This window comes from Corynebacterium freiburgense, from assembly GCF_030408815.1.
Classification (GTDB): Bacteria; Actinomycetota; Actinomycetes; order Mycobacteriales; family Mycobacteriaceae; genus Corynebacterium; species Corynebacterium freiburgense.
On sequence record NZ_CP047355.1, the window covers coordinates 1,392,633 to 1,407,073 of the forward strand.

A 14,441-nucleotide genomic window follows, 5' to 3' on the forward strand; every position below is an offset into this window, starting at 1 on the left:
CTATCGGCTCCTACGGCGGGACGAACGGGGTTTTCGGTGATGCGTATTGTGCGCTTTTGGCCTGTGGGTGTCAATAGGCTTTCCAGGCGGGCGTCGTGCGCCGGTAAGTTCCCGCAATTGACGGGAATTTGGGGTGACCCTGACGATTTCTGGGGTAATTCCGGCTTGCTGAAACATTCGCGAAACCTGGGGGATATCGTTATCAGTGACCAGTGTGACCACAGTGCCACTTGCGCCAGCACGGGCGGTGCGACCGGCGCGGTGAATATATGCTGTGGGGTCGGCAGGCGGTTGAATATGAACCACTAGCGAAATATCAGAAATATCGATTCCGCGGGCGGCAATATCGGTAGCAATCAGTACATTGGCGTGGCCTTGGGTAAATGCATTGAGTATTTCCGTGCGGGAAACTTGTCCTTTATTACCATGCAAACCGGTGGCTGAAATACCAAGATTGTGCAGTCGCTTTACGAGCCTATCTACGCTGTGCCGAGTCCGCGTAAACATCAGTGTTTTGCCTGGCCGTGCCGCTATTTGAGCAATGATTTCTCGATGTGCTTCGCGGTCACCTACATGTAATTGGAGGTGACGCATAGGTTGCGGTGTAGTTGTAGGGGTGGTGACTGTATGTGTTGCCGGAGAATGCAAATACGTTTCTGCCAAAGCTTCAACATTGGAATCAAGAGTTGCAGAAAAAAGTAAGCGCTGCCCCGATGGAAGCTGGTCTAGAATGGATCGAGTCTGTGGTAGAAATCCGACATCGGTCATTTGATCGCATTCATCGATAACCAAGATATCTACGGCATCCAAATGCAAGCTGCGCTGTCGCATAAGGTCAATAGCTCGTCCAGGAGTGGCAATGAGCACATCAACTGGCGTGGCCATAAAACGAATATCGCGATGAATACTTACACCACCAACAACTGCCAAAGTTCGCAATCCAACAGCGGCAGCGAGGGCGTCGATACGTTCGTGGATTTGTAAGGCTAATTCCCGGGTAGGGGTAAGGACCAGGCAGCGTGGATGTCTCGGGCGCGATGGTGCCCCAGCAAGGTGTGCCAAAATCGGCAGGGCAAAAGCCAAGGTTTTACCGGAACCAGTGGGGGCCTGTGCGAGAATATCGCTGCCGGTAAGCGCGTCTGGAATTGTGGCTACCTGGATCGCGGAAGGACTGGAAAAACCTTGCCTTCGGAGTTCCTGAAGGATCGATACAGGTAATCCCAAATCCTTAAATGTAGTCATCGTTGATGACAGGGTCCTTACACCTCTATTTCACTACGATCGCCGTTCCACAAAGTGTGGAAACTTCCCGGACGATCAATGCGTTCGTAAGTATGTGCGCCAAAGAAGTCGCGTTGACCTTGAATCAATGCGGCCGGGAGACGTGATGCACGCAAGCTATCATAGTACGACAATGATGAGGTAAATACTGGCACCGGCAAACCGGCGGCGGTGGCCACAATTACTACCCGACGCCAGGAATCGATAAGTTGTTCAAGCTCGCCTTTAAAATATGGATCGAGCAACAGTGATTCCACCTCAGAGTTGGTGTTATAGGCATCAACGATTCGGTTTAAAAACTTTGCCCGGATAATGCAGCCATCGCGCCAAATTGTAGCGAGATCCCGTGGGTCAATATCCCAATTATGTTCTTTGGAGCCGGCTTGAATTTGATCGAAACCTTGGGCGTATGCAACGAGCTTGGAAGCGTAGAGGGCACGGCGAACATCTTCAATAAATTGGGTGCGATCACCGGTGAACTCTTCGAGCTTTCCAGAAGGCAATATGTCAACTGTGGCGGCTCGCTGTGTTCGAGCTCCAGAAAGCGCACGAGCGAATACAGCTTCACCAATACCAGTGGTTGGGATGCCAAGATCTAATGCAGATTTTACGGTCCACCGGCCGGTGCCCTTTTGCCCAGCGGAATCCACGATTACATCAATCAGTGGTTTACCAGTCTCCGCGTCCACCTGTGAAAGCACCTCAGCGGTAATGCCAACTAGATATGAATCCAAATCGCCGGTGTTCCATTCACGGAACACTTCAGCGATTTCGCTGGGGGTCATACCAGCGGCATATCGGAGTAGATGATAGGCCTCTCCAATAACCTGCATATCGGCGTATTCAATGCCATTGTGCACCATTTTCACAAAGTGGCCAGCTCCATCTGGGCCAATATGGGTGCAACATGGGACTCCATCTACCTTGGCGGAAATCGATTCCAGGATAGGGCCTAATGATGCATATGATTCTGCAGGTCCGCCGGGCATAATCGAAGGACCGTTGAGGGCGCCTTCTTCACCGCCGGAAATACCAGCACCAACAAAGTGCAAACCGCGTTCCCGCATGGCAGCTTCTCGGCGAATTGTGTCGGTGTACAGTGCATTGCCACCGTCGATAATAATATCGCCGTCATCCATGGCGTCGGCTAATTGTTCGATTACGGCATCGGTAGCAGCTCCGGCTTGGACCATAATCAATGCGCGACGTGGGCGCTCTAGTGCGGCAACAAAGTCCTGGATAGTTTCCGCGGGGATAAAGTTTCCTTGATCGCCGTAATTCGAAATAAAGTCTTCGGTTTTAGCAAAGCTGCGGTTATACACCGCGACGGTGTAGCCTCGACGAGCGAAATTCCGAGCAATGCTGGAGCCCATTACTGCAAGGCCTACAACGCCTATTTGAGCGATAGAAGTCATGGTTCCATATCGTACCCTGTGCGCCGCGTATAGTGCCCTTTATGGATATTGAGCAGCTAGTACGCACTCTTGAACAAGGGCCACTTTCAAACGAAGCTTTAGCAGAATTGAATGCGAACAATACTGGGATGGATGCGACCCTCGGCATCGTGTACACCAGTATCTCCCGTACTGGAGTAAGTGCGGAAATTAAAATAACACCGGCGGTGCTTCAACCTTTTGGTATTGTGCACGGAGGATTGTATTCCGCTATTGGTGAGTCTATAGGGTCATTTGCGGGCGTATTAGCTGCGGGAGCGCCGGTGGCCGGAATCAGCAATTCCACAAGTTTTTTGCGTCCCGCGTCGTCAGGCACGATTAAGGCTACTTCCCGGCCCGTACATTTAGGTTCCTCAACTCAACTCTGGGAGATCACCTGCAAGTTGGATGGGAAAATCCTTGCAACAACATCACTGCGAACAATGATAATGGGCTAGAAATTTTCCATCTTTCCGATGATGCATATAAGTCGGCCTTCCGGCAGCATCAATAGGTATGAAAGAAATTCAGGTAGCTGCCAGGAATCACATTTCCCAATGGCGGCTATTCCTTCTTTTAGGAACATCCCCAATCCTAGTCGTGCTGGATACTGCCGTTTTGGCAGCTATGCTACCTGAAATAGCGGGCGAGTTTTCTATTGATGTGCAAGCGGCCTACCACGCTGCAGTGGTTTTCAGCGCTATTTGTTTACCGTGTTTATTTAGTGGCCCGTGGTTAGTGCAGAGATTTTCACAATCACTGCTTTGTTTCATAAGTGCCACGCTTTTTTGTCTAGCGACGGCAATTGCTGCACTTTCCCAAACAATCGCAATACTTGCTATTGGAAAAGGTATGCAAGGGATTGCGGTTGCAATACTGCTTGCTGTTTGTTGCGGTGCCTTAGGTGAACTTCAACCACGTTGCACTCATGTACAGATGCTTGGGAATATTGCTGCCGCAGCTAGTTGTGCTGTGTTTGTGGGAATTAGTTTAGCATCGGCGGCAATCAGAATGGGCAATTGGCGTTTCTCGTTTTGGGCAGAAGCATGTGTATATTGCCTGGTTGTGGCTGTTTTATTGAGAAATCTCCCAGATGCTCAGCCAAAAGCGAAAGGACGCTTTGATAGTTGCGGTCTGGCGCTATTTACACTGGGATTTTGCGGGCTACTTTTCGGGATTATTTATACCAATATCACATTGGCTTTAATTGGATGTCTGGCATTCTTGGCGTTTGTAGTATGGGAACGCTTACGGTTGCACCACCAGAAGTCCGTACTAATTGATATTGCAAAGATTCGAATCAGCACTGCGAGCTGGAAATACTGTGCGGTATTACTTACTAGTATTGGTCGATTCGGTTTTATATGGGTTTTGCCTTTTACGGCTACAGGATTTTACCCCGAGCTCGTCGTCGTCATGTTGGCAGCAATTTGTTCACCCGCAATATTTAGGTTTTTTGCACCCTGGTTGGCCGGAGTAAGGGCCGTTATTATCGGCTGCGCATTCCAGGGGACTGCGGTATTGATACTGATATTTGGTGCTAACCAACAGCAGGATGGATTATGGAGTGCTTTTACATTGGGGCTCGTTAGTTTCGGTGGTGGTTGTGTTTCCGCCTACCTTGACGACCTTATTGATCCTCGTCGCACTCCTGATACTCCAGATCGTCATGTTTTCCGGCACATTTTCCAGTGGGTTTTAGGTGTTTCTTTTGGAGCTGCAGTGGTCAGTGCATTGGAAAATACCGTCTTGACAACTCTTTTTATTGTGCCAGCTGTAAGCCTCTATACCTATACAGCAATCATTCTTACGTCCTGCACATATGTGGGTGTTGGCATCATTATTATGGTGCGACGGTACAGTGACGTACATGCCTACATGGAATGAAATTCTCTCCAGAAACCCACAGCATTCAGAATTTTATGCGCAACGATGGCGAAACTTCGTTGCGGAGGGCAAGGATATAGATGGGGAAGCGCGGCTTATCGACGCCCTAGCCCCACGCAATGCACGTATCCTTGATGCTGGCTGTGGTACTGGCCGAGTTGGCGGCTATCTTGCCAAGAGCGGACACCATGTTGTTGGTGTAGACCTTGACCCAATACTTATCGGATACGCTCGCAAAGACTTTCCAGAATGTCAATGGGAAGTAGGTGATCTTTGTAAAGGGGAAATTCCTGGCGATACCTACGACGTGATAGTTTCTGCTGGCAATGTTATGGGTTTCTTGCCGGTGGAGGGACGTATACCTGCATTGCAAGCACACGCTGACCACCTTGCAGAAAATGGCAGATTGGTTATCGGTTTTGGTGCGGGTAGAGGCTGGTCGTTTCAAGAATTTCTTCAAGATGCCGCGAGTGTTGGGTTAAAGCCTTCACTGCTGCTCTCTACGTGGGATCTGCAACCATTTCAGCAAGACTCAGAATTTCTCGTAGCAATTTTTAAGAAATAAAGTAATCACCTCTGGAAACGCAAAAGCCTCGCCACCGTCGTGGCGAGGCTTTTCTCTGTATTTCAACAGTGCTTGAGTCCTCGGCTTTTTCGTCTCATGCTGAGATGAAAGGACTCATGCTGTGATTGGTGTTTTTAGAGGAATACCACCGGGATCATCGGGAACCAGGAGAACAAGTCAAATGCGCTCGAGGTTAATGGCAGTACCCAGTCAAACAGTCCAAAATAGCTCACAGTAAATTACCTTTCACAGAGTTCCAACAAGGGCGCAGTTAACACAATACTGTGATTTCTATCGTTTTGCATTTCTCCTGTTCAGGTGCCCTTAATTGGGAAGAGCGCAATATTCTTCCTGAAAAAAGATGAAGCGTTTTTGAGCTAATTCCTAGCCTTGGTGTAGATGGTTTACGGTGTCTGTATGGGCATAGAGTAGTCGCCACAAACCCAGTCTGTTACCTTTTTGAGATAAAGTTGGTGGCTGCCGCGGGTGTGCCTATAAAGGGGTAGCTGTATTCTCTTAAGAGAAAACTGGAGGTGTGTCCATAACAATGGACACACCTCCAGTAAAGGCACGAGTTCTCAATATTGTCACTACCGTCTACATGGACGTTCGCTCGCTAACCATGGAAAATTGCAGTAGTATAGGCCTGACTTTAGCGAAGTTTTCGCCTCACTAAAGATTCAATATTGTTGGCTCGATACTCATCATGTTACATCTTTTGTGGGGGAAGACAACAACCAAAAAAGAAATTTTCTGTAACAATCGCAAGGAATGTGTAACACTTGGCGATATTTGGCCTATAAAGGCCGTTTGCTGAGGGATTTAGAAGTTATAAAGGCTAATTGTAAGAGTTACACTTAGGTTGTTGACTAAGTATTAGGGTCACCCCCCGTTACCCCCGATGCTGCCAATCAGCACGAAACGAACGCACACGATTGGAGTGGAATCCGTGATACGGAACTCTGGGTCTCCAAAATACTCCAAAAACTCTTGAGTCTCCCAATACGCTCGGTGAGCCTCGGCCCATTCCTCAACACTGCTAAAGCCTTCGCCTTCATTTTGAGCATGCTGGACTGAAACAGATGAAAAGGGAACAACTTGGGCCTCAACGATTTCCACAGCGCATACCGGCATGTTTGTGGAGTCAACGACGACCTCGATATCACCAGGCTGCGGTAGTTCGGTATTGGCGTTGTTGAATTCGTCTTCCAAAGAAGCTGTCGCGGTTTTCTCGCCGGAAACAATTGCTGAAATCAGGCGTTCGCGTAATTCTCCCGGAAAACCGAAATACCCTATGTTTGCGTGAGTTTCGATACCGTTAATTGTGAGCAGGGCAGTGTCATTTTCGATTTTCAGTACTTGGATATCAGCATCGGGAGGTGTACGAGATTCAACTATCCTGCAGTTACCGATTACATTCCCGCCATCATAAAACGGAAATTCAAAACCAGGGGTGAGGAGTTCGTTAGGTGCCTCGTCCACTAAAAAACGGACCTCGTCGGCGATGGTGATAATGCCTTGGTCCACCGGTGGAGCTTTAAACGAAAATACGACACTCCATGCTGAATCTTGGCAATATAGTTGTGTATGTAGTGTTAATGCTGCAGACAGGGAACGATTGCCAGCAGTAAATATCTGCGGGTCCCAGTAAATAACACAAGGTAACGCTTGAGGAGGCATCAGTCCACTCCCATAGTTTTTAATGCAGTTACCTTGCAGTTTACTTGTTAGTCAGCACTGTTCGCAGAATAGTGTTTGTCTAGCATACAAAAAGCCCCTCGGCTCGAAAAACGGATCGAGCAAATTCTAGGCTCTCCGCAGTTGGAGGCCGCACCCCGGAAAGGGAATAGCTCATACCGAGATGATGCCATTTATCTTCGCCCATATTGTGGAATGGAAGCACCTCTACACGTTCAATAGCAGTCTTCCACTCAGCTGCGATTCGGGCTGCTGCGGCAATATTGTCGGGGGAATCTGTTAATCCAGGCACTAATACAAACCGCAGCCAAATCTTTTTCCCCAAAGTTGCTAGACGATTGCCGAAGTCAATGGTTGGCTGCAAGTCACGCCCAGTGACTGTTTTGTAGGTTTCTGGAATACCTGATTTAAGATCCAGCAATACTAAATCAATATTGTTGAGATCCTCATCGCTTAAAAGCCCACCGAGGAATCCGGAGGTGTCAATGGCGGTATGAACGCCAGCCTGATGTGCGAACTCCAAAATGCGGCGAGTAAAAGCAATTTGAAATAACGGCTCCCCACCTGAAATTGTGAGTCCACCACCAGAGGCTCGAAAGATTCGCCGGTACCGTAAAATCTTTGTGTGAATGTCTTCGATTCGTTCGAGGGTCCCTTCACGCATTTCCATGGTGTCAGGATTGTGGCAGTACTGGCATCGAAGCGGGCAGCCAGACATAAATAGAGTGAGTCGGGTGCCGGGGCCATCGACGGCCGTAACCAGCTCCCAAGAGTGAACGAGCCCAATATCGCCGGTGCGCCGGGCGTCGAAAAGCTCACTGCGACCTAGTTCGATGCTGTCGGTGGATCCGAGACCGGCGGCGGCCCCACGGACACGTGGACCAGATTCAGGTGCAAGAGTGACGTGGGTATTAATGCCGTCGCCCATAATCTTGTTACGCTCCGTGGTGGAAGGTGCGGGAGAGTACGTCTTTTTGCTGCTCTTTTGTGAGCTTGACAAAGTTCACCGCATAGCCAGAAACTCGAACGGTTAGATTCGGATAATTTTCTGGATGTTCCATGGCATCCTCGAGAGTGCTGCGATCAAGCACATTAATATTCGCGTGGTACAAACCGGATTCGGCATTGTGCTGTGCTCGGGCTGCTTTCATATCAGCCATACGCTCATCGAAGGTTTTGCTTGACATGTAGGGGTCTCCTAGAAATGGGTTGAAATAATGAAAACTTAGTTTTGAACTGGGACTTCATCCATGATAAAGCCAGCGTCTAGAATGCCGACAAGATTGCCAATCTGCTCATCCTTGGTTCGCCCCAGTGCGGAGGGCGTAATGGTATTGGTAAGTGAAATCCCATCGAGGGCATCTTCGTAGTCCAATTTGCCTACCGAGAGCATTGAGGCCAGCATGCCGTGAGAATCGATTCCGTTTTCGGGATTGGCGCCTGGTGCGAAAGGAGTTCCGGCCTTATGCCCCGAGGGAAATGAGCCAGTTGCTTTGCCGTACACAACATTTGATGTGATCGTTAGTACCGATTGTGTAGGGATGGCATCGCGATACATTGGAATTTCTTTAATCTTGCTCATGACCGTGTGTACAACCGTGGCGGCGATATCGTCCGCGCGGTCATCGTCGTTGCCATAAACCGGGAAATCTCCCTCAGTAATGTAATCAACAACCAAGCCGGTCTCATCGCGTACCGGCGTTACCTTTGCGTACTTAATAGCAGCTAGCGAGTCTGCAACAATGGAAAGACCTGCAATACCGCAGCCCATAGTGCGCACAATATCCGAATCATGCAGAGCCATTTCAATGGATTCATAGGCGTAGCGGTCGTGGCAATAGTGGATAATATTGAGCGCCTCAACATAGGTGCCAATTACCCAGTCAAGCATGCCCTCATATTTTGCCCAAACTTCATCAAAATCCAGGGGGCCATCACCTTGGATCGGTTCGAAACCTGACACAATTTGTTTTCCGCTTACTTCATCGCGGCCACCATTAATGGCGTAGAGCAATGATTTCGCAGCATTTACGCGTGCGCCAAAAAATTGCATTTGCTTACCCACGGCCATAGGAGAGACGCAACAAGCAATTGCTGCATCATCACCCCAACGGCAGCGGATTTGCTCATCCGATTCGTATTGGATAGAGGATGTTTCAATAGAAATAGCCGCACAGAAATCTTTATAGCCCTGGGGTAGTTGAGGGTCCCAGAACACAGTAATATTCGGCTCCGGTGCGGGGCCGAGGTTGCGTAATGTCTGCAGCAAACGGAATGATGTTTTGGTGACCTGTGGGCGTCCATCTGATGAAAAACCGGCATCGGACCAGGTTGCCCAATATGGGTCACCAGAGAAAATCTGATCGTAATCAATCGTGCGAAGGAACCGAACGATACGCAGTTTAATTACCAGAGCATCGATGAGTTCTTGGATTTCTTCTTCTGTAATGGTGCCCTGGGCGAGGTCACGCTCAAAATAGACATCCAGGAAGGCAGATAGCCGCCCTATGGACATAGCTGCACCGTCTTGGCTTTTCACCGACGCCAAATAGGCGAAATACGTCCACTGGACTGCTTCTTTGGAATTTGTTGCCGGTCCGGAAATATCAAAACCGTAGCTTTCCGCCATTGCTTTGAGCTTTTTCAACGCCTTGATTTGTTCGGCGTGCTCTTCGCGGTACCGTGCCCAGTGCTCGTTAAACGGTTCAGATTGGACTCGATCTTTAGCGGCGAGCTTCTCTTCAATTAGGAAATCAACACCATATAGGGCCACGCGGCGATAATCGCCAATAATGCGACCACGGCCATATGCGTCTGGCAGACCGGTAATAATATGAGACGAACGTGCGGCGCGGATACGCGGCGTGTAAATATCAAATACGGCTTCATTGTGTGTTTTCCGGTATTTGGTAAAGATTTCTTTAATACGTTCATTTGGTTCTTTACCAGCTTCCCGGATTGCGGTTTCTACCATACGCCAACCACCATTAGGCATCATTGCCCGTTTTAGAGGCGTATCTGTCTGGAGACCAACAATCACATTATCGTCTTCGCTGATATATCCAGCGGGAAATGCATCAATATCTGCGGGGGTTTCCGTGTCCACATCATAAACACGGCGTTGCCGCTCAACTGAAAGGAAATTGCGTTCCAAATGGTCCCACACGCGGAGAGTCTTTTCCGTTGGGCCGGCAAGGAATGATGCATCGCCTTCATATGGGGTGTAATTCTGCTGGATAAAGTCACGAACATCAATAGAGTCTTGCCAGGAGCCAGGCGCAAAGCCCTCCCAAGCCGTTGTTAGAGGCATTCTAGTTTCAAGCCTTTCCAGGATTCTTTAAGGAATGTCCAGAACGGTTAATGCTTACCCAAAAGTGCGCTATATCATCGTTAGTCCGACCTGCCAAAAAATATTTAGGCAGGTCATGCGCTTGTTTCAAAGCATGAAACCGCAGTACGTTTCTTAATATACACCCGAAGAAGACACCATGTCTGATGACTCATCTATTGAAGTAAAAACTGCACCCACACACAGGATAAGAATAAAACAAGCAGCTAAGTGCGCAATTGTTTGCCAAGGGGAAGGCAGGTCTTAACTATTGTTTATTTTCCTTGAAATTGCCTAGTTTCATCGACTTCGATTACGGATTGGGAATCACCAAGAGCTGCATCAAGTTTTTTCAGCGCATTTCGTGAATGCAGTTGGTGGCGTGTTGTAGTAAGTTGCCAGCGATTCCGCGACAATACATTTAATCCCCATGAAACAGCCGAGACTAGGCGGTTGCGGAAACCAACAAGGAACATAAGGTGCACGGCCAGCCACAGGACCCAACCGATAAAGCCGGTAACCTCGACTTTTCCAAGTTTTACTACCGCGGAGAAACGGGAGACAGTGGCCATAGAACCTTTATCAAAGTATTCGAATGGCTCTCGAACAGTACTAGGGTTTTCGACCTCTTTTTGGATCTGATCAGCTACGAACTCACCAGCCTGGATAGCCACTTGGGCTACGCCGGGGAGGTTGTTGTAATTCATCATGTCGCCAATAACGAATACATTATTGTACGTGCCAATAGTGAGGTCATTATTCACCATTACACGACCGGCACGGTCGAGTTCCGCACCAGCTTGGTCTGCAAGGAGTTTGCCAAGGGGAGATGCCGCTACGCCCGCCGACCAGATTTTGCAATAGGAAGGGATAGTCTCGGTGGAATCGTCCTGTGTTGATTTGTATGTAACGGAATCTTCGGTGATATCGGTGACAATAGAATTGAGTTTCACCGTTACACCAAGTTTTTCAAGCTGCCGTTGTGCATTGCGCCCAAGGCGCTTTCCAAAAGGAGGAAGCACTTGGGGTGCGCCGTCCAAAAGCACGATTTTTGCTTGCGATGGATCAATATTGGAATAATGACCACGAAGTGTGCGGTGGGACATTTCAGCGAGTTGACCAGCAAGTTCTACGCCGGTAGGCCCAGCGCCAACTACCACGAATGTAAGTAGACGTTCGCGTTCCTTTGGATCATTGGTGAGTTCGGCACGTTCAAATGCGCCCACAATGCGTGCGCGGATTTCGTGGGCGTCGTCAATGGTTTTCATGCCGGGGGCGTATTGCGCGAAGTGATCATTGCCAAAGTAGGATTGGCCCGCGCCTGCCGCCACAATAAGGTAGTCGTACTCGTATTCACGTTCGAAATTGCCTAAGCGAGTAATCACTACTTGACGCTCTGCGTCAATATCCATAACCTCGCCTTTTACCACATGCGCGTTATCCTGGTCTTTTAGGATTTGGCGTGTGGAGGGTGCAATTTCTCCTGATGAAAGAATTCCGGTGGCCACTTGATAGAGCAGAGGTTGGAAAAGGTGATGGTTGGTGCGGTCGATTACGGTCACATCAACATCGGCGTTCTTTAAGAACTTGGTGGCAAAAAGGCCGCCGAAGCCAGACCCGATTACGACGACATGCTGGCGACCGCCTTCGGGGCGGAACGGCTTCTCGGTCATTGTAGTGCTTGCTCCTGAGGGAAGAAATTTTAGTAAACAGTTTCTGGTATCGCTGACTATGGTATCTGTTTGTCACCATAATCACACCTTCGGTGGCGCCTCCCAAGCAAGCTGGGCTGATGGCGGTACGATGTGAACCGACAATGCACACGTAGAGGAGAGCAGTGACATTCGATCATTTGGTGCATATTGATGAGGCTGATTGGCCTGGGGTGGCAACAGTTCCAGCTATTCGAGGAACGAGTTTTCGTCGTGCTCAGAAGGGGTTTGAGCAATTCTGTGAACGCAATGAGGTTCACATCAAGGTGCACTATGATGCACTGTATGCACGTATAGCCGACGCTGGATGGCTTGGGCTTGCCGAGGGCTATATGGCAGGAGAGTGGCACTGCGAAGATTTGGCCGGAGCGTTAAGTAGATTGCTCGCCGGAGGTTTTCGGCCAAAGCGGATGTTTCGTTCCCCTAGAGGAGCCTTTGGCCCACCCGGAGGGTCACTGCCTGCATCGCTTGTACGTTTGTATGCAGGTGATGGTTTAAGCCCCTTTGGTGGGATTTTTGCTTCTGGGGTAGCAACGACGGTCCGCAATGAACGTGGCATTGATATTACAACCATTGATGAGCCAGCCCATGTGGAACGTGAAGATTTAGGTGATGCGCAAACACGGGGTGTCGATATGCTTCTCGACGCCGCCGGGGTAAGTCGCGGAACGTACCTCGTTGATTATCCAGCATCCGGTGGCGCACTATCTGTGCGGGCTGCCCAGCGTGGTGCAACGGTGGATACTTGGGTTTTGGATGAGGGGGCTCTGCAAGACCTTGAAGAGTTTATTGCTGGGAAACCGGTCGAACACTCATTACATATTCGGGAATTGCCTGGCCATATTCTTCCGCCGGAAATGTGTCGACGCACCTATGAAGCGGCGGTAAGTATTGGGCGTATTGAAACCATAGGAAAGCAATTACGGGGTGACTATCTTCGAAGTATTGACCAGCTATTATTGCCCGGTGGTATTGCGGCAATAGGGCTTGTGGCGCGCGTTGGTGAGGTATCTCCGGTGATGCGGGAAGCCACGGATGTATTACGGGCTTATATTTGGCCAGCGCTTGATTTTCCAACGATGGATGAAATGCATCGAATTATTGATCGTGGAACATCACTATGCGTGAGCGAAGAGGTGCACTCTGGAAAACACAGTCGCATTGCATACGGCTTCCAGCGGGCGGTATTTGAGGGTCGAATGCGAGAAGCGGCGGCCGCAGGATATGACCCTGTGTACCGCCGCCTATGGGACTACCATCTTGCGCTTATGGAGGCGCTATTTCGGCTTGGAATCCTTGACTCAGTGCAGCTTACTTTGCGACGTCGCTAGTCTCAGGCAGGGAGGTAGCGGCGGCGTCCCCAGGCGTATCTTGCCGAGTACCCGCAGCATCCATATGCTCTTCATCGCTACGTCCACGGTTCTTCCACCACAGGCGCAGGATCTTAATAGACATTGGCACAAAGACCGTGGCCAGACCAGCGACAATAAACCAATGCATAAATTCCTGTACGAATGGCACTCCACCCAACATATAGCCAAGGAATGGAATACCGGATCCCCACAAGACGCTCCCTAGTACCGAATACAAGGTAAATGCGCGGTGATTCATATGGGAAAAACCAGCAACCACTGGTGTAACAGTACGAACTACACCGATAAATCGCGCAAATAGCACCGTCACAACGCCATATTTATCAAAGAAGTGGTTTGTCTTTTCAACTGCTTCTGGACCGATCCACTTCATAACTCGACTGCGGAGAATACGCGGGCCTGCCTTTCTGCCGATAAAGAAGCCAAGCTGGTCACCAAGAGCGGCAGCAATCGGAATACCGACAAGAAGGGTCCACAATGGTGTGAAAGGTGGATCAGCGGCGGCCATAATGCCCGCCGTAAAAAGTAATGTATCACCAGGGAAAATAAAGCCGATCAGCAGGCCTGTTTCCATAAAAACAATGCCTAAAATCCCTGCTAGACCAAACGTGGTTAGTAGCATATCAACATCAAACACAGGCTGGTCAGCATCCTTCGACTCAGAGTTACACGGTCAACTAGAAAGATGATAGCGTGTCCGGCCTTCTCGCACCTTAAAAAGAACAGACCATTAGTTCGATGAACTGGCAAATGTGCTGTTCAGTAGTGGTAAATCAGTTGAAAAAAGACCCATTAGATTACCGCCAAGGGGGACATTTCAGGGGCAATCCGCAATGTGTTAGGTCATGTATCTGGCTGCCGTGCCACGCTGGAGTGGAATGCAATATGACATAATGTACATTATCGGACTATTTAAGCAGTAGGTTTTGGTGAGAGTGTAGGGCTATGGCTATCTCATGCACTGTGGTCTGCCCGTAGTGTCCGTAGGCGTGCGTTTATGTGCTGAGGTGATTTCTTTATGTAGGCACGCTATGGTTTTACTGCGACTACCTGAGTATCGGTGGCTAGTTTTGGTCCTGAGTATTGGTAGTTCTTTATGAGGTCGCATAAGTGCCGGATATAGAACTATTTTCCCCTCCGGCAATACGCACTATTAACGTCACA

Annotated in this window: 12 protein-coding genes; 4 read left to right on the forward strand and 8 right to left on the reverse strand. The window is 49.3% G+C overall.

Annotated features, from left to right (window positions below; translation table 11 throughout):
* Together CFREI_RS06280 and gnd are read right to left on the reverse strand one after the other, a co-directional pair.
* Entirely contained in the window at positions 1–1,242 is a 1,242-nt protein-coding gene (locus CFREI_RS06280; protein ID WP_035111502.1) for a DEAD/DEAH box helicase, read from the reverse strand.
* A 17-nt stretch (positions 1,243–1,259) separates the two neighbouring features.
* Positions 1,260–2,696, reverse strand: coding sequence for an NADP-dependent phosphogluconate dehydrogenase (gene gnd, locus CFREI_RS06285; protein ID WP_027012420.1), 1,437 nt, complete (start codon positions 2,694–2,696; stop codon positions 1,260–1,262).
* A gap of 41 nt (positions 2,697–2,737) precedes the next feature.
* Here gnd and CFREI_RS06290 point away from each other — a divergent pair, with 41 nt between their 5' ends.
* Genes CFREI_RS06290 through CFREI_RS06300 form a run of 3 tightly spaced genes read left to right on the forward strand, consistent with a single transcriptional unit; the run spans position 2,738 to position 5,166 of the window.
* Positions 2,738–3,172, forward strand: a complete 435-nt coding sequence (locus CFREI_RS06290) for a hotdog fold thioesterase (protein ID WP_027012419.1) — start codon at positions 2,738–2,740, stop codon at positions 3,170–3,172.
* 58 nt (positions 3,173–3,230) lie between these two features.
* The gene (locus CFREI_RS06295) at positions 3,231–4,601 is read left to right on the forward strand and encodes an MFS transporter (protein ID WP_084170680.1); all 1,371 of its coding nucleotides are present in this window, start codon (positions 3,231–3,233) and stop codon (positions 4,599–4,601) included.
* Positions 4,585–5,166, forward strand: a complete 582-nt coding sequence (locus CFREI_RS06300; protein ID WP_027012417.1) for a class I SAM-dependent methyltransferase — start codon at positions 4,585–4,587, stop codon at positions 5,164–5,166. Before CFREI_RS06295 ends, CFREI_RS06300 begins: the two co-directional genes overlap by 17 nt.
* An 882-nt stretch (positions 5,167–6,048) precedes the next feature.
* Here CFREI_RS06300 and CFREI_RS06305 read toward each other — a convergent pair.
* The 5 genes from CFREI_RS06305 to CFREI_RS06325 form a co-directional block, all read right to left on the reverse strand.
* Complete coding sequence (locus CFREI_RS06305) at positions 6,049–6,846, reverse strand: ASCH domain-containing protein (RefSeq protein WP_051255876.1); 798 nt, start codon at positions 6,844–6,846, stop codon at positions 6,049–6,051.
* Positions 6,847–6,925: 79 nt separating this feature from the next.
* On the reverse strand, positions 6,926–7,792 hold the full coding sequence (gene pflA / locus CFREI_RS06310; protein WP_027012415.1) for a pyruvate formate-lyase-activating protein: 867 nt from the start codon (positions 7,790–7,792) through the stop codon (positions 6,926–6,928).
* 7 nt (positions 7,793–7,799) lie between these two features.
* The gene (gene grcA2 / locus CFREI_RS06315) at positions 7,800–8,051 is read right to left on the reverse strand and encodes an autonomous glycyl radical cofactor GrcA2 (RefSeq protein WP_027012414.1); all 252 of its coding nucleotides are present in this window, start codon (positions 8,049–8,051) and stop codon (positions 7,800–7,802) included.
* 38 nt (positions 8,052–8,089) lie between these two features.
* Positions 8,090–10,174: a formate C-acetyltransferase gene (pflB, locus tag CFREI_RS06320; RefSeq protein ID WP_027012413.1), complete on the reverse strand. Its 2,085-nt coding sequence runs from the start codon at positions 10,172–10,174 to the stop codon at positions 8,090–8,092.
* Between the two features lie 293 nt (positions 10,175–10,467).
* Positions 10,468–11,865, reverse strand: a complete 1,398-nt coding sequence (locus CFREI_RS06325) for an NAD(P)/FAD-dependent oxidoreductase (protein WP_027012412.1) — start codon at positions 11,863–11,865, stop codon at positions 10,468–10,470.
* A gap of 164 nt (positions 11,866–12,029) precedes the next feature.
* Here CFREI_RS06325 and CFREI_RS06330 point away from each other — a divergent pair, with 164 nt between their 5' ends.
* Positions 12,030–13,235, forward strand: a complete 1,206-nt coding sequence (locus tag CFREI_RS06330; protein ID WP_027012411.1) for an SAM-dependent methyltransferase — start codon at positions 12,030–12,032, stop codon at positions 13,233–13,235.
* Here the strand turns inward: CFREI_RS06330 and CFREI_RS06335 are convergent.
* Entirely contained in the window at positions 13,216–13,914 is a 699-nt protein-coding gene (locus CFREI_RS06335) for a DedA family protein (protein ID WP_084170679.1), read from the reverse strand. The two genes, CFREI_RS06330 and CFREI_RS06335, sit on opposite strands and share 20 nt — an antisense overlap.
* Positions 13,915–14,441 lie beyond the last annotated feature (527 nt).

What these genes read in the sequence shown, in the direction of transcription:
- grcA2 (WP_027012414.1), bottom strand. Translation starts at nt 8,051, where the DNA reads ATGTCAAGCAAAACCTTCGATGAGCGTATGGCTGATATGAAAGCAGCC.
- CFREI_RS06305 (WP_051255876.1), bottom strand. Translation starts at nt 6,846, where the DNA reads ATGCCTCCTCAAGCGTTACCTTGTGTTATTTACTGGGACCCGCAGATA.
- pflB (WP_027012413.1), bottom strand. Translation starts at nt 10,174, where the DNA reads ATGCCTCTAACAACGGCTTGGGAGGGCTTTGCGCCTGGCTCCTGGCAA.
- gnd (WP_027012420.1), bottom strand. Translation starts at nt 2,696, where the DNA reads ATGACTTCTATCGCTCAAATAGGCGTTGTAGGCCTTGCAGTAATGGGC.
- CFREI_RS06280 (WP_035111502.1), bottom strand. Translation starts at nt 1,242, where the DNA reads ATGACTACATTTAAGGATTTGGGATTACCTGTATCGATCCTTCAGGAA.
- CFREI_RS06300 (WP_027012417.1), top strand. Translation starts at nt 4,585, where the DNA reads ATGCCTACATGGAATGAAATTCTCTCCAGAAACCCACAGCATTCAGAA.
- pflA (WP_027012415.1), bottom strand. Translation starts at nt 7,792, where the DNA reads ATGGGCGACGGCATTAATACCCACGTCACTCTTGCACCTGAATCTGGT.
- CFREI_RS06290 (WP_027012419.1), top strand. Translation starts at nt 2,738, where the DNA reads ATGGATATTGAGCAGCTAGTACGCACTCTTGAACAAGGGCCACTTTCA.
- CFREI_RS06295 (WP_084170680.1), top strand. Translation starts at nt 3,231, where the DNA reads ATGAAAGAAATTCAGGTAGCTGCCAGGAATCACATTTCCCAATGGCGG.
- CFREI_RS06325 (WP_027012412.1), bottom strand. Translation starts at nt 11,865, where the DNA reads ATGACCGAGAAGCCGTTCCGCCCCGAAGGCGGTCGCCAGCATGTCGTC.